The sequence below is a fragment of the Spirulina subsalsa FACHB-351 genome (assembly GCF_026130165.1).
Lineage (GTDB): Bacteria > Cyanobacteriota > Cyanobacteriia > Cyanobacteriales > Spirulinaceae > Spirulina_A > Spirulina_A subsalsa_A.
Map to the genome: position 1 here is coordinate 19,792 of NZ_JAIHOM010000026.1, position 16,086 is coordinate 35,877.

Annotated in this window: 17 protein-coding genes; 7 read left to right on the top strand and 10 right to left on the bottom strand. The window is 48.2% G+C overall.

The genetic code is table 11. The annotated features are described in order from the left end of the window. The first annotated feature begins 1 nt into the window (after position 1). The 5 genes from K4A83_RS07070 to K4A83_RS07090 all read left to right on the top strand — a co-directional run bounded on the left by K4A83_RS07070 (position 2) and on the right by K4A83_RS07090 (position 5,456). Entirely contained in the window at positions 2 to 1,684 is a 1,683-nt protein-coding gene (locus tag K4A83_RS07070; RefSeq protein WP_265263762.1) for a CTP synthase, read from the top strand. Next, entirely contained in the window at positions 1,685 to 2,602 is a 918-nt protein-coding gene (locus K4A83_RS07075; protein ID WP_265263763.1) for an alpha/beta fold hydrolase, read from the top strand. A 145-nt stretch (positions 2,603 to 2,747) separates the two neighbouring features. Continuing rightward, positions 2,748 to 4,049, top strand: coding sequence for a cell division protein FtsZ (gene ftsZ / locus K4A83_RS07080; RefSeq protein ID WP_407809931.1), 1,302 nt, complete (start codon positions 2,748 to 2,750; stop codon positions 4,047 to 4,049). Between the two features lie 13 nt (positions 4,050 to 4,062). After that, on the top strand, positions 4,063 to 4,869 hold the full coding sequence (gene thiD, locus K4A83_RS07085) for a bifunctional hydroxymethylpyrimidine kinase/phosphomethylpyrimidine kinase (RefSeq protein ID WP_265263766.1): 807 nt from the start codon (positions 4,063 to 4,065) through the stop codon (positions 4,867 to 4,869). A gap of 50 nt (positions 4,870 to 4,919) precedes the next feature. Next, positions 4,920 to 5,456, top strand: coding sequence for a hypothetical protein (locus K4A83_RS07090; protein WP_265263767.1), 537 nt, complete (start codon positions 4,920 to 4,922; stop codon positions 5,454 to 5,456). A gap of 223 nt (positions 5,457 to 5,679) precedes the next feature. On the opposite strand, the gene K4A83_RS07095 is transcribed toward K4A83_RS07090, so the two are convergent. From K4A83_RS07095 to K4A83_RS07135, 9 genes are all read right to left on the bottom strand, one after another. Then, positions 5,680 to 6,333: a peptidoglycan-binding domain-containing protein gene (locus K4A83_RS07095; protein WP_265263768.1), complete on the bottom strand. Its 654-nt coding sequence runs from the start codon at positions 6,331 to 6,333 to the stop codon at positions 5,680 to 5,682. An 85-nt stretch (positions 6,334 to 6,418) separates the two neighbouring features. After that, positions 6,419 to 7,579 (bottom strand): LPS export ABC transporter periplasmic protein LptC, encoded by a 1,161-nt coding sequence (gene lptC, locus K4A83_RS07100; RefSeq protein ID WP_265263769.1) that lies wholly within the window; start codon positions 7,577 to 7,579, stop codon positions 6,419 to 6,421. Then, positions 7,572 to 8,171: a LabA-like NYN domain-containing protein gene (locus tag K4A83_RS07105; RefSeq protein ID WP_265263770.1), complete on the bottom strand. Its 600-nt coding sequence runs from the start codon at positions 8,169 to 8,171 to the stop codon at positions 7,572 to 7,574. The genes lptC and K4A83_RS07105 overlap by 8 nt, the downstream gene beginning before the upstream one ends. A gap of 158 nt (positions 8,172 to 8,329) precedes the next feature. Continuing rightward, a complete protein-coding gene (gene metG, locus K4A83_RS07110; RefSeq protein WP_265263771.1) occupies positions 8,330 to 9,967 on the bottom strand; it encodes a methionine--tRNA ligase in 1,638 nt (545 codons plus the stop codon). A 261-nt stretch (positions 9,968 to 10,228) separates the two neighbouring features. Then, on the bottom strand, positions 10,229 to 11,011 hold the full coding sequence (locus tag K4A83_RS07115) for an MBL fold metallo-hydrolase (protein ID WP_407809933.1): 783 nt from the start codon (positions 11,009 to 11,011) through the stop codon (positions 10,229 to 10,231). Positions 11,012 to 11,138: 127 nt separating this feature from the next. Continuing rightward, positions 11,139 to 11,729, bottom strand: coding sequence for an anthranilate synthase component II (locus K4A83_RS07120; protein ID WP_265263773.1), 591 nt, complete (start codon positions 11,727 to 11,729; stop codon positions 11,139 to 11,141). A gap of 12 nt (positions 11,730 to 11,741) precedes the next feature. Beyond that, positions 11,742 to 12,239 carry a diacylglycerol kinase family protein gene (locus tag K4A83_RS07125; RefSeq protein ID WP_265263774.1) on the bottom strand — a complete coding sequence of 166 codons (498 nt, stop codon included), beginning with the start codon at positions 12,237 to 12,239 and terminating at the stop codon, positions 11,742 to 11,744. Positions 12,240 to 12,384: 145 nt separating this feature from the next. Beyond that, positions 12,385 to 12,903: an rRNA maturation RNase YbeY gene (gene ybeY / locus K4A83_RS07130; protein WP_265263775.1), complete on the bottom strand. Its 519-nt coding sequence runs from the start codon at positions 12,901 to 12,903 to the stop codon at positions 12,385 to 12,387. 10 nt (positions 12,904 to 12,913) lie between these two features. Then, positions 12,914 to 13,081 carry a DUF3285 domain-containing protein gene (locus K4A83_RS07135; RefSeq protein WP_265263776.1) on the bottom strand — a complete coding sequence of 56 codons (168 nt, stop codon included), beginning with the start codon at positions 13,079 to 13,081 and terminating at the stop codon, positions 12,914 to 12,916. A 130-nt stretch (positions 13,082 to 13,211) separates the two neighbouring features. On the opposite strand from K4A83_RS07135, the gene uraH reads away from it, so the two are divergent. After that, positions 13,212 to 13,571 carry a hydroxyisourate hydrolase gene (gene uraH, locus K4A83_RS07140; RefSeq protein ID WP_265263777.1) on the top strand — a complete coding sequence of 120 codons (360 nt, stop codon included), beginning with the start codon at positions 13,212 to 13,214 and terminating at the stop codon, positions 13,569 to 13,571. A gap of 72 nt (positions 13,572 to 13,643) precedes the next feature. Here the strand turns inward: uraH and K4A83_RS07145 are convergent, their stop codons facing one another. After that, positions 13,644 to 14,759 carry a hybrid sensor histidine kinase/response regulator gene (locus K4A83_RS07145; protein ID WP_265263778.1) on the bottom strand — a complete coding sequence of 372 codons (1,116 nt, stop codon included), beginning with the start codon at positions 14,757 to 14,759 and terminating at the stop codon, positions 13,644 to 13,646. 408 nt (positions 14,760 to 15,167) lie between these two features. Between K4A83_RS07145 and rpe the strand changes: the two genes are divergently transcribed. After that, positions 15,168 to 15,869, top strand: coding sequence for a ribulose-phosphate 3-epimerase (gene rpe / locus K4A83_RS07150; protein ID WP_265263779.1), 702 nt, complete (start codon positions 15,168 to 15,170; stop codon positions 15,867 to 15,869). Positions 15,870 to 16,086: the final 217 nt, after the last annotated feature.

Sequence of the window (16,086 nt, forward strand, 5' to 3'; positions counted from 1 at the left end):
CATGACTAAATTTGTATTTGTAACCGGTGGTGTTGTATCCAGTATTGGGAAAGGCATCGTGGCCGCCAGCTTAGGACGACTCCTCAAATCTCGCGATTATTCCGTCTCCATCCTCAAACTCGATCCCTACATCAACGTCGATCCTGGCACCATGAGTCCTTTCCAACATGGGGAAGTCTTCGTCACCGAAGACGGAGCAGAAACCGACCTCGATTTAGGACATTATGAGCGCTTCACAGATACCTCAATGTCCCGTCTCAACAGCGTCACCCAAGGCAGCATTTACCAAGCCGTGATCAACAAAGAACGGCGCGGCGACTATCACGGCGGCACCGTGCAAGTCATTCCCCACATCACCAACGAAATTAAAGAACGGATTCACCGCGTCGCTAAAAACACCCATCCCGATGTGGTAATTAGCGAAATTGGCGGCACCGTCGGGGATATTGAATCCCAACCCTTCCTAGAAGCCATTCGCCAGTTTCGGAAAGATGTCGGCCGTCATAACGTGATTTATATGCACGTCACCCTCATCCCTTGGATTTCCGCCGCCGGAGAACTGAAAACCAAACCCACCCAACATTCCGTTAAAGAACTCCGTTCCATCGGCATTCAACCCGACATTCTCATTTGTCGCTGTGAACATCCCCTCGAACAAGGCATCAAAGAAAAACTCTCAGAATTTTGTGATGTTCCCGTGGAAAACGTCATCACCTCCCCCGATGCTAGCAGTATCTACGAAGTCCCCCTGATTCTGGAACAAGAACGCCTCGCCATACAAGTTATTGACCTCCTCAAACTTGAAGCCCGCACTCCCGACCTCCAACAGTGGCAAACCCTTGTAGAACGCATGAAAGCCCCCACCCGTCACCTAGAAATTGCCCTAGTGGGGAAATACGTTAAACTCAGCGATGCCTACCTCTCCGTCGTCGAAGCCCTGCGTCACGCAGCCATTGCCTTTGGCAGTGATGTTAATATTCGCTGGGTCAGCGCCGAAGACATCGAAGCTAACGGTGCGGAATCCTACCTCAAAAACGTGAGCGGCGTAGTCGTCCCCGGTGGCTTTGGCATTCGTGGCGTAGATGGCAAAGTCAACGCCATTCAATACGCCCGAGAACATCAACTCCCCTTCTTGGGTCTGTGTTTAGGAATGCAGTGTAGTATCATCGACTGGGCGCGCAACGTCGCCGCCCTCGAAAAGGCCAACAGCGCCGAATTTGACCCCGAAACCGCCTATCCTGTGATTAACCTCCTCCCCGAACAACAAGATGTAGTAGACCGGGGCGGAACCATGCGCTTAGGTCTTTATCCCTGTCGCCTCACCCCCGACACCCGCGCCGCCTCCCTCTATGCCAAAGAAGTGGTTTATGAACGTCACCGCCACCGCTATGAATTTAATAACACCTATCGCAATCTATTCCTCGAAAGTGGTTATGTGATTAGTGGCTCTTCTCCCGATGGTCGTTTAGTCGAGATGATTGAGTATTCCCCCCACCCTTTCTTTATCGCTACCCAATTCCACCCAGAATTTAGTTCCCGCCCCAGTCGCCCCCATCCCCTCTTTCAGGGCTTTGTACAGGCCGCCCTTACCCATGATGACCCCAATGCTTTAGCCCATCTCTCGGGTGAATCTGCCCCTGTCTCGACCAATTCTCCTGAAAAGCTCACGGCCGAGGTGTCCTAAGTGAAGGCAGAACCCTTAAAACCTTGGCATGAACGGATTGGGTTTCAACGGGATTGGATTTGGCGGGGTTGGCAAGTGCGTTATAGTTTTAGGCGATCGCACTCTCTCCCCCCAACCTCCCCAGAAACCCCTCTCCTACTCATTCACGGCTTTGGAGCAGCCCTAGAACACTGGCGGCACAATATCCCCATCCTCTCCCAAAAGCGCACCGTTTACGCCCTCGACCTACTCGGTTTTGGAGCCTCTCGCAAAGCCGCCCCCAACTACACAGTTGAACTGTGGGTAGAACAAATCTATGAGTTTTGGCAAACCTTTATTGGCGCACCCATCGTATTAGTGGGCAACTCTTTAGGTTCCTTAGTTTGCCTAGTGGCAGCCGCCCACCATCCAGAAATGGTCAAGGGTGTTGTGCTTTTAAATATCCCTGATGTGTCCGTCCGTCAGGAAATGTTACCCCCTTTTGTGCGTCCTGTTGTCAATCGCCTTGAGGGGTTATTTGGTTCTCCCCCCCTTTTAGTCCCTGTCTTTCAACTCCTACGTCGTCGCTTCACCATTCGCCGCTGGGCCAGTTTAGCCTATCCTCACCCAGAAGCCATCACCGATGAATTAGTAGAAATTTTAGCCGCCCCCGCCTACGATCAAGGAGCGGCTGCTACCTTTTGCGCCCTGTTTCAGTCCATCCGTCAACCCGAATTTTCCCCCCGTCTGCTCGAATTATTTCCCCAGATATCCCGGCCCATTTTACTCATTTGGGGAAGGCAAGATTGCATGGTTCCCTTTACCCTCTCTCAGCGCTTTCTCGGGAAAAATCCCCATCTAACCTTTGTCCCTTTGGAAAAGGTGGGACATTGCCCCCATGATGAAGTTCCCGCCCAATTTCATCAGGTGTTATTGCCTTGGTTAGAGAAGTTCGCGTAACCTAGGGTTTGAGGTTTTCCCGCGCCATGTTTTGATAAACTGTTCTAAAATCCTCATCAGGGTCAACTGCCTAGAGTGCTTATAGAAAAAACCACCCAAACCCGCCATTCTATCATTTATTCTGAAAGGGGTTTTCCCTCAGACTATGGCACTTGATAGTAAACTAGGGCTGACCTATAACAATAACTATCCAAACTACCCTAACATTCCTGGAACTGTGGCAAGTAACTCACCCTTTCATAACCCCGGACTCTCTCTTCCTCAAAGCACTGACTATGGTACTCCTGCCCAAGAAACTATGACATTTGACAAAATTGTACCCAGCAACGCCGCCCAGATTAAGGTGATTGGTGTGGGTGGTGGCGGTTGTAATGCGGTGAATCGCATGATTGCCAGTGGTATTACTGGGGTGGAATTCTGGGCCATTAACACCGACTCCCAAGCCCTAGAATTAACGGCCGCGCCCCATCGTTTACAAATTGGTCAAAAATTGACCAGAGGATTGGGTGCCGGGGGAAATCCGGCCATTGGTCAAAAAGCGGCAGAAGAATCCCGGGATGAAATTGCCAACGCTTTAGAAGGCACGGATTTAGTCTTTATTACCTCGGGTATGGGCGGCGGTACGGGAACCGGTGCGTCGGCAATTGTCGCAGAAGTGGCCAAGGAAATTGGCTGCTTGACGGTGGGGATTGTCACTCGTCCTTTTACCTTTGAAGGCCATCGCCGCACGACCCAAGCCAATGAAGGCATTGCCGCCCTACAAGGTCGGGTGGATACGTTGATTGTGATTCCCAACAACAAGTTACTGTCGGTGATTTCCCCGGAAACTCCGGTACAACAAGCCTTTATGGTGGCGGATGATATCCTGCGCCAAGGGGTTCAAGGGATTTCCGATATTATTATCATCCCCGGTTTAGTCAATGTGGACTTTGCGGACGTGCGCGCTGTGATGGCTGATGCGGGGTCGGCTTTGATGGGCATTGGTACTGGTTCCGGGAAGTCTCGGGCTAGAGAGGCGGCCAGTATGGCTATTTCTTCGCCTTTGTTGGAGTCTTCCATTGAAGGGGCGAAAGGGGTGGTCTTTAATATTACAGGCGGCTCTGATTTGACCCTCCATGAGGTGAATACGGCGGCGGAGACGATTTATGAGGTGGTAGACCCTAACGCCAATATTATTTTTGGTGCGGTGATTGATGACCAAAGTCAGGGGGAATTGACCATTACGGTGATTGCGACGGGTTTTTCTGGGGAAGCACCCGCGAAAAGTACCACTAGCAGTCGGACGGTGCCGAGCGCCCCAAAGCCTAATCGGGCGGTGAATCAACCTACGACTCCCCCCAAACCTGCTGCTAATCCTACACCTTCTCAGGATGTCAGTTCTCCCCTCAAGGGGACGGGATTAGATATTCCCGAGTTCTTACAACGCCGTCGTTTCCCCCGACGTTGAGGATTAGGGGAGCATGACGAAGAAAGCACTAACCATTGCAGGTTCGGATAGTGGCGGTGGTGCGGGGATTCAAGCGGATCTACGCACCTTCTCGTTCCACTGTGTTCACGGGATGAGTGCGGTCACTTGTGTGACGGCTCAAAATACTCAAGGGGTGAGTCGGGTGGATGCTTTATCGCCCGAGGCGGTTACGGCTCAGGTGCGGGCTGTGGTGACGGATATTGGGGTGGATGGGACTAAAACGGGGATGTTGCTCAACGAGGGCATTATTGAGGCGGTGGCTGAGGTGGTGCAGGAGTTGGGGATCTATCCTTTGGTGGTGGATCCGGTGATGGTGTCTCGCACGGGGGCCCAGTTGATTGATGATCGGGCGATCGCAACCTTGACCTCTTGTTTGTTACCCCAAGCCACTATCCTGACTCCGAACCGTTATGAAGCCCAAATTTTAAGCGGTTTGGAGTTGAATAATTTGGCCGATATGAAGCAAGCCGCCCAGAAAATTCATCAATTGGGGTCTAAGGCCGTTTTGGTCAAAGGAGGAGGCATGACGGGCGCGTTAAAGGGTGTTGATGTGTGGTTTGATGGGGATACCCTCACGGTGTTTAAAACCGAAACGGTGGCAACTCCCCACACCCATGGCACTGGTTGCACGTTGTCGGCCGCGATCGCCGCTCAATTAGCCCTCGGCGCTTCCCCCTCCGATGCCGTGGAACAAGGGAAAAACTATGTCACCCAAGCCTTACACTATGCCATTCCCCTCGGTCAAGGAACAGGACCCGTGGGGCATTTTTTCCCCCTCTTACCTGACCTTGCCCCCTAATCGTTGAGTCGTTTATCTTGACTTTTGCTCACTTTTGTGGTTAACCGATAATGTTTAAACCCCGTCCTTCCCAACCTAATCCCCAAAACGGTTCTTTCACTCCAGAGGCTAATCATTACCGTCCATCGGTACCGATTAGCATTTATCGGGAATTGGCCAGTGAGTTACAAGCGGCTCAAACTCAGTTAGCCACCCTGAAAAGCGAAAATCAGCAGTTATTAACACAAAATCAGCTACTGCGTCGGGAAGTGGAAAAGGTGCTGGAAGGGATGAAAAACCTAGAAAAGTGGACTACCACCCAAGATGCTTATGGGCGACCGATTACGGCGCAAAATTCGGGGTCTGAGGCTGTTGCAGAAGCAAGGCGGGATCATGCTACCGGAGGGGGCGGCTTTCCCCTGTATGACCCGGATAATCCTGATGATTTGATTATGGAAATTGCCGAAGAACCGGATTTAAGACCTCAATCCTCTGAGAAATCAATGGATGTGAGTATCTGGTTAGTTTGTATTGTGATTGCTCTGACTGTATTAACGGCTTTTGGGATTGGTTTCCTTTATGTGCGGAGCAATAACAATAATAATTAGGGCTTACTGAATAACTTGGGGAGCGGGGGAGCAGGGGAGCGGGGGAGCAGGGGAGCAGGGGAGCAGGGGAGCGGGGGAGCAGGGGAGCGGGGGAGCAGGGGAGCAGGGGAGCAGGGGAGCAGGGGAGAAATTCCCTATCACCTATTCCCTATTCCCTTGTTGAGTCTAGCGTTGGGCTTTTTCAGCAGACCCTAATTAATTCCCACATCTTACGGATTACTGTTCACTGTAACAACCTTCGCCAAGTTTCCTCCCCCACAATGCCATCAACAGGCAAATTGAACCGCCGTTGCGCGGCCCGCACAGCTTCTAGGGTTTGATTGCCAAAAATCCCATCAACGGCACCATTGAACAGCCCTAAACTCCTCAGTTGCAGTTGTAACTGTCGCACCGTTTCCCCTCGACTGCCGAAACGGACAACGGGGGGCAAGGTGGGAGAGGGGGAAAAGGTCTGAGGGAAAATGGTCTGGGGGAAAGTTTGCTGGGGAAAAGTTTGCTGGGGAAGAGTGGGACGAGCCGGGGGAAATGCCGTTAAGGGGTTATTGGGGGCGCTAGGGACTACATTAGAGGCTTCTGGAGGGGGAAAGAGACGCACCCAACTTTCCTCGCCCATAATGCCATTAACGGGCAGATTCCTAGCCCGTTGGAAGAGGGAGACGGCAATCACGGTTTGTTCATCGTAGATCCCGGTTACGTCGCCACTGTAATACCCTAAGAGTCTCAGGGCGGCTTGCAGTTCCCGCACGGTTTCCCCTTGGCTTCCCATACGGAGAAGGGGGCGTATGGGTACAGATTGGGCAAGGCTGGGAAGGCTGCCTAGGGGACTGAGTAGGATTAAGCTCATGAGTAGGAGCGATCGCCTAATTGAGATCACCATTCCACAACCTCTCGTCATTCGTTGAAAATTCAATACTTATTGATTAATTTAACTGCTCAAAGTGGCCCCAGACCTCTAAGATGAATCAATTGGGCGGAATAATCGTGGTGACAACGCGCTGCTGGCGATCGCTATTAATTACCACATTCTGCTCATTAAGTTTCCCCAAAGCACTAGATCCGGTCAAATGTAAGGGAGGATCAGACTCCTGCTTATAAGTAACATTCCCCTGTCCCTGCACCTCCTGCGTCACCACATCCCAACGCACCCGATCGGCAAAGAGATCAGATTTTTGTTTCTCACTTCTCGCTCTCACCCCCCCTTCCAAACGAGAATAATTTTCCTCTAAATTGACAAAACCTTGATTTGCCGTCACTGTCACCTGTTCAGCATGGTGAATTAAACGCAAAGGTTGATCACTCAGCACCGTCCGTAAAATCAAATTCCACACCGCCGAATTACTGGCAATTTGCACCGGAGGATCCACAGAATTTAACTCAATATTCTGCTCCAGTGTCACCAGTTGCTGATTCAGGTCAAATTTACCCCGTTCTGCCACCACCCGATCGGTCACATTTTTCTTGCTCTCGTCGTAACGATCCACCTCTAAAGGAGTCTCGCTAGTGACTAATTGCTTTTCAACGTCCCACTTCACCTTCTCGGTGCGTAATTGAAACGGATTATTCGTTCCCGTAGCAATCACCCCCCCCGTCACCTCAATGCGCTGTTCTCGGGTAAAATACACCCCTTCCTTGCCCGACATCTCCAGTTCAGGATGACTGCCCGTTAACTCCTCCCGAACGAACAAGCGATCCTCTTGAGGAAACCAATCGAGTTCTTTTGCCCGCATAATCAAGCCATTCCGGGGATCTGTCGCTACAATTTTGCCCCGTAAAAAGATTTTTTCCCCATCTTCCTCTAGGCGAATTTCTCCCTGTTCCGCACTCATTTTAATAATAACTTCCCCATCTTGGAAGAAATTCCCGGTAATCTCCTTGAGTTGAGCGTTCTTCTGGTCTTGGGTATAAATCGCCTCTTGAGCGTTAATTTTCCAAATGGCCTCCCCCTCATCGCTCGAATTTTCCAAGGTGACGTTACGCAATATAAGGCGCTCCTCCACCGCAGTCGGGGGTGGGGAGTCCGTGGGGGGGGCGTCGGTTGAGTTTGAGGAAGGTTGACAAGCAGTGAGCAGGAGTAGTCCCCACAATACCGCCTGACGAGTCCACCAAGAAGGATGTCTATTCATCGTTTAAAATGCGAATTCCAGAAAAACCTCGGTAGTTGCTCTCATGTTTTGGGTTTTTTTGAATGTCCTCTTTGATTTGGTCTAAATCAATATAGCGGTCTGCTACATTGATTAGGCTATCACTGGTCATGGAACGCAAGCTCACCACTTCCACCCGCGCTCCCCGATAACTCACGGCATCGACGGCATAGGCTAAATCTCCATCCCCACTGACTAATACCGCCGTATCGTAGGAGTGAACCAGTGCCATCATATCAACGGCAATTTCCACGTCTAAGTTAGCTTTTTTCGAGCCGTCGGGTAATTGTACTAAGTCCTTGGCAATCACGCGGTAGCCATTGCGTCGCATCCAGAGTAAAAAGCCTTGTTGCTTCTCGTTGGTGCGATCTACCCCAGTATAAAAGAATGCCCGTAACAGACGAGATCCGGCGGTTAAACGGTACAGCAGCTTGGTATAGTCGATTTCTAAACCCAGTTGTAGGGCGGCATAGAACAAGTTTGAGCCATCAATAAAGATAGCAACTCGCCCTCGGTTTTCTAAGACCTGTTCGGGTGGGAAAACCGGGTCATCTCCAAAGTTATTTCCTAACATGATTTTTGATTCCTTGTTTTTATTAAAAAGTTTTGAAAATAGGTTAGATTGGTTTTTCTTATCAGGAAAAAGGCGGCAGGCGATCGCACTCCTGCGGTACAAACTGGGTCTATCTTATACCCTACTTTGGTTTGGAAGTCTGCCTATTTTGACGACACTCACTCCCTAGGAAGTTCCAATTTAGCAAAGATAGGCTGGGCTTGACTTAACTTTTGACCTGGTGGCAGATAGCCCCATTGACTATGTTCTGCAAATCTATGTTCTGCAAAGGAATGTTGGGTAAACATTTCTGAATTGTGATCATCGGTGTTTTGGCTCTGGGCATCTAAATCAAGATCAAATCCGAGTTGTTTGTATACCTTGCTACTTAATCCCGGAATAATGGGGGTGAGTAAATAAGCAGAAAGTCTAACTGATTCTAGGACAGCATACAAAACTTGTTCAACTTCGGTCTGTTTTTTTTGTTTGTATAAGCTCCAAGGGGCTTGTTCATCAATGAATTTATTCCCAGCGCGAATGAGAGATAACACCAGTTCACAGACTTGGCTAAACTGTAACGCTTCGTAGGCGACTACAACGCGATCGCCTAAATTGTCCCCCAATTGCTTCAAACTCCAATCCCTAGGCAATTCAGAAGGATCCAGATCAGGCACTTGTCCCTGACAATATTTCTTGACCATCCCCAGCGTCCGATTAAGTAAATTCCCCAAATCATTCGCCAGATCCGCATTCAAGATATTGACAAAGCGAGTTTCATTAAAGTCTCCATCCTGCCCTAATTCGATTTCCTTAAGGAAATAATAACGAACAGCATCTGCACCATAACGGTCTACGAGGTCGATGGGGTCAATGGTATTGCCCAAACTTTTCCCCATTTTTCGCCCATCTTTGGTCAAAAACCCATGACCGAACACCTGTTTAGGGGGAGTCACCCCGGCCGCCATCAACATCGCCGGCCAATAGACCGCATGAAACCGTAAAATATCCTTCCCAATCAGATGTAAATTAATCGGCCACCAATTTTTTAAAGCATTCTCGACTGTTGGTTCATCATCCGGATCAAGGAGGGCTGTCATATAGCCCAGTAAGGCATCAAACCACACATAAATCGTATGTTTGGGGTCAGTTGGAACAGGAAACCCCCAGTCTAAGTTAATCCGAGAAATCGAGAAATCCTGTAAACCCTGTTCTACAAAGCTTAAAACCTCATTCCGACGACTCATCGGCTGAATAAAGTCCGGTTGCTCCTGATAAAGCGTTTCTAACTTTTCCTGATACTTCGAGAGGCGGAAAAAATAATTCTCCTCATCTCGCCATTCGGCCTTTTTGTTGGGGTGAATGGCACAATACCCCCCTTCTAATAACTCTCGTTCTTCCTTAAATTCTTCACAAGAGACACAATACCAGCCCTTTTGCTGGGCTAAATAAATATCCCCATTGTCCCAAACTCGGGTAAAAAATTCCTTAACAATTTTTTCATGTTTGTCGGCTGTTGTCCGACTAAAGCGGTCATGGTGGATATTCAGTTTTTGCCAAAGTTCACTAAAACTATGAACAATGTCATCACAATGTTCTTGAGGAGGAACGCCCTTTTCTTGGGCTGTGCGTTGAATCTTTTGGCCATGCTCATCCGTTCCGGTAATCATCAGAACAGAATGGCCACGCAGACGATAAAAACGAGCCACTGCATCAGCCACCATCGTAGTGTAAGCACTCCCAATATGGGGAACATCATTCACATAATAGAGGGGTGTTGTTAAGGAAAATGGTGGCAGATTTGGATTTTGAGGACTCATTTCTTTGGTGTTACGGTCTAAGATGCGTTAGCTCAGATCAGGTTTAAAGGTCTAATAAGGGTTAAGAAGTTGAGACTTACTCCATTCTAGTATTTTTATGGACAAAATTTGCGATGATTTCGTAAAGTTTAGTGCTAACAATTAAAAATTAATGGGGGAGGCTTCCCCCAAGACGCTGGACTGACAGGAGAGGATTTCCCCTCTCCCTGATTACCATAAGGATGAAAAATCTACGCTTGATAATTGATAATTAATCATGCCTTAAGTCCTCATGACTCGGATGGCTGTCCCCGAGGTGGGTAAGTTGCCGGGGGATAACTGTAAGGTATTGCTTCCCACTTGAGACACGGGGTAGGCGCTAGCGACTTGTAGGAACTCACTCAGGGGACTAATATCACAAGTGCTTTCATCGGCCGCGCTGGTGCGGTAGTGGGTGGGAATAACCAGTTTAGGTTGTAAGGTCTGGATAGCCCGTAATGCTTCTTGAGCATTGTAGGCTTTGGGGCCTCCTCCCACGGGGACGAGGAGCAAATCAGGACGACCCATGAGGATTTGTTGTTCAATCTCAATGGGGGCTGCTGCACCGCCTAAATGGAGGATTCTAATGCCTCCCTGAGTCCAACTCCAAGTGACATTCGTTCCGAAACGTCGGCCGCCTTCTCGGTCATGGGCGATCGCAATTCCTTGAATATTGCGGCCTCGAAACTGAAAAGATCCCGGCTCAAAAAACACTAAAGGGTTATTGGGAACAATTTCCGCCGCCCCCTCATCAAACAATTGGCTACTAATTAATACTAAATCCGCCGGAACTGCCGGGGCAGGATACCCAGCCGTACAGCCAATAGACCGAAAGGGATTCACTAAAATCCGCAGACCTTCCCCCGTAAACAGAAAACAGGTGTGACCGAACCATCGCACCGTGAGATTATTACTGGTGGGACTATTACTTTGGGCTTCTACGCTATGCCGTGAGGACATTCCAATTATACTAGCCCCAGTGAGAACACTGGCCCCAGCATAACGGATCAACTGTCGCCGTTTCATCATTATTTCCCTTGTCTGTTCTGCTAAGTTTGTATGCGCCAATGGAAAAAGAGAGGCAAAGAAAAATATGGGCTATACTGTCGTACTCCATTGAGCAATTGTTCCACAAGAACCGGATTTCCTGTTCTTAACCCAAGGCTTTTAAAAAATTACGGAGCAGTTGTTTTCCCTCGGTGGTTAGAATACTTTCAGGATGGAATTGCACCCCCTGAATATGGGGATAATCACGGTGCCGGAGTCCCATAATTGTCCCATCTTCCACCCATGCCGTTACCTCCAAGACATCGGGAAGGCTGGCTTTCTCGACCACTAAACTATGGTAGCGAGTGGCTTTAAAGGGACTAGGTAGCCCTTGGAACACCCCTAGATTATCATGTTGAATTGCCGAAGTTTTACCGTGCATTAAGATCGGGGCTAAAACCACTTTCCCCCCAAAGACTTGACCAATACTTTGATGACCCAGGCAAACCCCAAGGATAGGGGTATTGACCCCCAATTCGGCAATAATAGCCTGAGAAATCCCTGCATCTTCGGGACGACCCGGACCGGGAGAAATAACAATGCCATCGGGTCTGAGTTGCCGAATCTGGTCTAAATCAATTTGGTCGTTGCGGTAGACTTGAATCTCTTGGGCAACAGGAAATTCTGAGGCTAATTCCCCGAGGTACTGCACCAAATTATAGGTAAAACTATCGTAATTATCAATAACAAGCAGCAATGAAAGGACTCCTTAGAGCGAACGAATCAGGGTCAGTAAGGGGGGTAATAGAATCCAACTGGCCACAAAAACCGCCGTTAAAGCAGAAATTAAGACTGCACCGGCTGCGCAGTCTTTGGCAATTTTCGCCAGTTCATGGTACGACTTCTGCACCGTTAGGTCAACTACAGATTCTAACGCGGTGTTGAGGAGTTCTAAGACTAAGACTAAGGCACAAGTTAAGCCCACCACAGCCATTTCTACGTTGGTCACATGGAGTCCGATGCCTAAACTCACAGCGAATGCACCAATCACGGTATGAATCCGAAAATTGCGCTGAGTGGTGTAGGCGTAACGCACCCCAGCCCAAGCGTAGCGGAAACTCAGCCAGAGGTTGGGTGCAACTTGCCAAGCCAGTCCACGATTGGGTTTTGAGGAGTCTTCCACAAGCAAGGGAGAGTTTGAACCAAAGAGGGAGGGCAGAGAGGGGGAAACGTTACTCGGGGCCGTTAGATGTTGGTCAATTTTCATGGTCACTAAGTCCAGTAGAAAGTCAGGGAAGAAGCTGAAGCAGGATACAAGCGAGAATGGTAACTTGATCGAGGAGTGGGTTGGAGTGGAGAAAGCCAGTTTTCTAGGGTTGAGTTACCATAGTTCTAACACTGCTTTGCTTACTTTATAGATCAGTGATTACAAAACCGACCTTTTCTAAGCATTTTTTCTGTTGGCATAACATTCTCAGTAGACTCTCGTCATCAGGATGATCCCACCCCAATAAATGCAGAAACCCATGACTGGCTAACCAAGCCAATTCAGTCGTCAGGGGATGGGATTGTTGTTGGGCTTGGCGTTGAGCGGTTTCTACAGAGATGATCAGATCGCCAAGATATAGGGGTTCTGAGTCTAGGGGGGAGGGAGTGGGGAGTTCACTTTCTAGGGCAGCAAAGGCGAGAACGTCGGTGGGCTGGTCTTTTTGGCGATATTGGGCGTTAAAGGTTTGGATGGCGCGATCGCCCGTTAAACGCAAACTTAGCTCATACCCCACCGCCCCCGGCAGTTCACCCCCCAACTCGTTTAACCAAGTCGCAAACCAACTCTGCCACCGTTGGGACTCAATGGGACTCGGATTGGAGTCCCCAAAAAAATGATCTTCGAGGTACAGTGTCACAACAGGCAAAACCTCTGTTTCCGCCATGATTCCCCCCCTACCGTGTCAGATAAGCTAAACCCACTAATAAGGCTAAAAGACCCACAGTAGAGAGGAAAAAGTGTGTTAAAGACGTGCCGCGCTTCTTAACCATATTGCGCATAGCCAGTTTAACGTAACTCGCTTGAGGTTCAGCATTAGCAGGAGAGGGAGAGGATTCAGTCATTGGTTTGAACTTGTCAAATCTAGAGTTGTTTTAATTAATGTAACAGTTTGTTGCAAAGCTGGAAACCGTACAAAATTGTAAGCTATGGAAGAGAAGGAAAACCGGGTAATCGGAGGGTAAGGTATTGATCATGGTTGGCCAACTAACAACCCACGTCTTGGATATTGCTCATGGTTTGCCAGCGGAGGGCATGAAGATTGAATTATGGCGATTGGAAGAGGGAGGCGAAAAAAAACACCTGAAAACCGTCCTCACCAACACCGATGGACGGACAAATGCTCCCTTGTTACAGGATGAAGAGTTAAAACGCGGGGTGTATGAATTAGTCTTTTTTGTCGGCGACTATTTTGGTGAGTTTAGCGAAAATTCGCCCGATCCCGTGTTTTTAGATCAGGTTCCCATTCGTTTCGGGGTGTCAGATATTGCCGCCCATTATCATGTTCCCCTGTTAACCGCCCCTTGGTCCTATAGTACCTATCGCGGCAGTTAAGCACTTCTCTAGTGGCAACTTTAGAGTGTTCACGACAGAGTGTTCACGATCATTAGATAACCATCAAAGCCATTAACAACTCGGAACCAAAATCTGGGGAAGCGTTATAGTAAAACAAGTCCCACAATTGACCTTACTTTCTACCTTAATCCGACCCCCTTGTAAATCTACCGCTCGTTTCACAATAGAAAGACCTAATCCTGTCCCCTGTATTGTGCCGACATTGGCCGCCCGCACAAAGGGCTGAAAGAGTTTCTCTTGATAGTCTGGAGAGATGCCAATTCCTTGATCTTGAATATTAAACCAGATTTCCTCTCGGTTACAGTCTAGGGTAATCGCAATTCTTCCCCCTTGTGGTGAATATTTTATGGCGTTATATAAAAGGTTCTTGACAATATGATCAAGCAGCTTTTGGTTAATATGAGTCACACAGTTTGAACAGTCAGAATGAAAGCTCAAGGAGTGGTTTTCACTACTCAACTCTCTAAACTCGTCGATAATTTTTTCAAAATAGGGAATTAAGGGGAGAGGGCTGGACTCAAAAAACAAATTGCCCGCTTCTACTTTTTGCAAAATCAATAAATCTTCTAATAATTGATTCATTTGATCTACAGAATTCTGGATGCGTTTAAAGTGCTGGGTTATTTTTTCTGGAGTAAGTTTATCAGTTCGTTTTTCCAGTAAAAAAGCTGACATTTGAATCGTAGTTAAGGGGTTGCGTAAATCATGATAAGTGGTGGACAAATATTGTTCCTTTTCTTGCTGATTTGCCTTAATTTGTATCAAGCTGTTTTGCAGAGCAAGAGCTTTTTGATGATTTTTTAGAGCAAGTTTAATGGTAGCGTGAATTTCGCGCTCCTTGAAAGGTTTTAGTAAATAGCCATAAGATCCCGTTTCCTCTGCCCGAGCTAAGGTGTCTTCATCAGTGTAAGCGGTGAGATAAATAATGGGAATATCAAATTTTTCTCGCAGTAAAAATGCAGTATTAATTCCATCTAAATCCCCTCGAATTACAATATCCATGAGGATAATGTCAAGGTTTGGATAAAGCTCTTCAACGGCGTGGATAGTAGCTTCTCCCGATGAGACAATTCTCGGTACAGAATACCCCAATCTTTCGAGTTTTCGCTTGAGTCCTTTGGCAATTAAAAGCTCATCTTCAACAATTAAAACATGGGTAGTCTTCATGGTTTAACTACAGATAAAAAAGAGTAGTTGTAGGGTGGGAGAAATCCTATACAGAAGACGGTTTAACCTTGTTCAACCCTACTTAATCTTATCATCGACTTTCGAGAGCCGGGAGATTAATGAATGGGCAATTCTCAATCGGTTGAATGAATTCTCAATGGGTCAGGGAGGAGCGTAGGGGCGCAATGCTTGACCCTAGGCAGGTGCTGGGCAAGCAAGGGGCAGCAATTCCCCTCTCGACAGTGATTGTAGATTCTCGACACCCCATTGACCATTAAATTAGAGGACTTTTAGACTCCGTGCCTTGATGAAAAACCCAAATTCCCTGAGAATGGGGGGAGAAAGTGTTAAGTTTTGAGTGAACATTACTCAAAAACCGCATATCCCATAACGGAGAACCACCACACCATGAGCAACAAACCCATTGTTATCGCCCCTTCCATTTTGTCCGCCGATTTTAGCCGTCTTGGAGAAGACATCAAAGCTGTTGACCAAGCCGGAGCAGATTGGATTCATGTTGATGTCATGGATGGTCGCTTCGTCCCCAACATCACTATCGGACCTCTGGTGGTGAAGGCCATTCGTCCTATTACTGAGAAGCCCTTAGACGTACACTTAATGATTGTTGAACCGGAGAAGTACGTTGAAGACTTTGCTAAAGCTGGAGCGGATATTATCTCGGTTCATGCAGAACACAACGCTTCTCCTCACCTCCACCGCACCCTCTGCCAAATTCGTGAACTAGGGAAACAGTCGGGAGTGGTTCTCAATCCTTCTACTCCTTTGGAGTTGATTGAGTATGTTTTAGAGGTGTGTGACCTCATTTTGATTATGAGTGTTAACCCCGGTTTTGGTGGTCAAAGCTTTATCCCCAATGTTGTTCCCAAAATCCAAAAACTGCGTCAAATGTGTGATGAACGGGGTTTAGATCCTTGGATTGAAGTGGATGGGGGTCTAAAACCTAGCAATAGTTGGCAAGTGATTGAAGCGGGAGCTAATGCGATTGTGGCGGGTTCTGCGGTCTTCGGTGCGCCTGACTACGGGGCGGCGATTGAGGGGATTCGCAACAGCAAGCGCCCGGCGAATGCGCCTGAGTTGGTGACGGCGTAGGTTTTCGGGTTGAGATCAAATCAGGTTGGATGGGGTTATCAGAAAAATGGGTCTAAAACCCCGTCCTTCCAATGTGGAGGCTTTGACATTGGTCGGCCTGTGAAGCAGGAAGTTCAATTATCGAGGATTGTCTAGTTTTTCTCCATGAAACCGAGAGCCTTCAAGCCAACATTTAAGGTAATGGTGGGAGTTCAACTCTCTTTGTTGGCTTGAGAAG

Excerpts from the sequence above, each read along its gene's own strand:
- K4A83_RS07070 (WP_265263762.1), top strand. The coding sequence starts at position 2 with ATGACTAAATTTGTATTTGTAACCGGTGGTGTTGTATCCAGTATTGGG.
- K4A83_RS07125 (WP_265263774.1), bottom strand. The coding sequence starts at position 12,239 with ATGAAAATTGACCAACATCTAACGGCCCCGAGTAACGTTTCCCCCTCT.
- rpe (WP_265263779.1), top strand. The coding sequence starts at position 15,168 with ATGAGCAACAAACCCATTGTTATCGCCCCTTCCATTTTGTCCGCCGAT.
- uraH (WP_265263777.1), top strand. The coding sequence starts at position 13,212 with ATGGTTGGCCAACTAACAACCCACGTCTTGGATATTGCTCATGGTTTG.
- lptC (WP_265263769.1), bottom strand. The coding sequence starts at position 7,579 with ATGAATAGACATCCTTCTTGGTGGACTCGTCAGGCGGTATTGTGGGGA.
- K4A83_RS07105 (WP_265263770.1), bottom strand. The coding sequence starts at position 8,171 with ATGTTAGGAAATAACTTTGGAGATGACCCGGTTTTCCCACCCGAACAG.
- K4A83_RS07090 (WP_265263767.1), top strand. The coding sequence starts at position 4,920 with ATGTTTAAACCCCGTCCTTCCCAACCTAATCCCCAAAACGGTTCTTTC.
- K4A83_RS07145 (WP_265263778.1), bottom strand. The coding sequence starts at position 14,759 with ATGAAGACTACCCATGTTTTAATTGTTGAAGATGAGCTTTTAATTGCC.
- ybeY (WP_265263775.1), bottom strand. The coding sequence starts at position 12,903 with ATGGCGGAAACAGAGGTTTTGCCTGTTGTGACACTGTACCTCGAAGAT.
- K4A83_RS07135 (WP_265263776.1), bottom strand. The coding sequence starts at position 13,081 with ATGACTGAATCCTCTCCCTCTCCTGCTAATGCTGAACCTCAAGCGAGT.
- ftsZ (WP_407809931.1), top strand. The coding sequence starts at position 2,748 with ATGGCACTTGATAGTAAACTAGGGCTGACCTATAACAATAACTATCCA.
- K4A83_RS07115 (WP_407809933.1), bottom strand. The coding sequence starts at position 11,011 with ATGAAACGGCGACAGTTGATCCGTTATGCTGGGGCCAGTGTTCTCACT.
- K4A83_RS07095 (WP_265263768.1), bottom strand. The coding sequence starts at position 6,333 with ATGGTGATCTCAATTAGGCGATCGCTCCTACTCATGAGCTTAATCCTA.
- thiD (WP_265263766.1), top strand. The coding sequence starts at position 4,063 with ATGACGAAGAAAGCACTAACCATTGCAGGTTCGGATAGTGGCGGTGGT.
- metG (WP_265263771.1), bottom strand. The coding sequence starts at position 9,967 with ATGAGTCCTCAAAATCCAAATCTGCCACCATTTTCCTTAACAACACCC.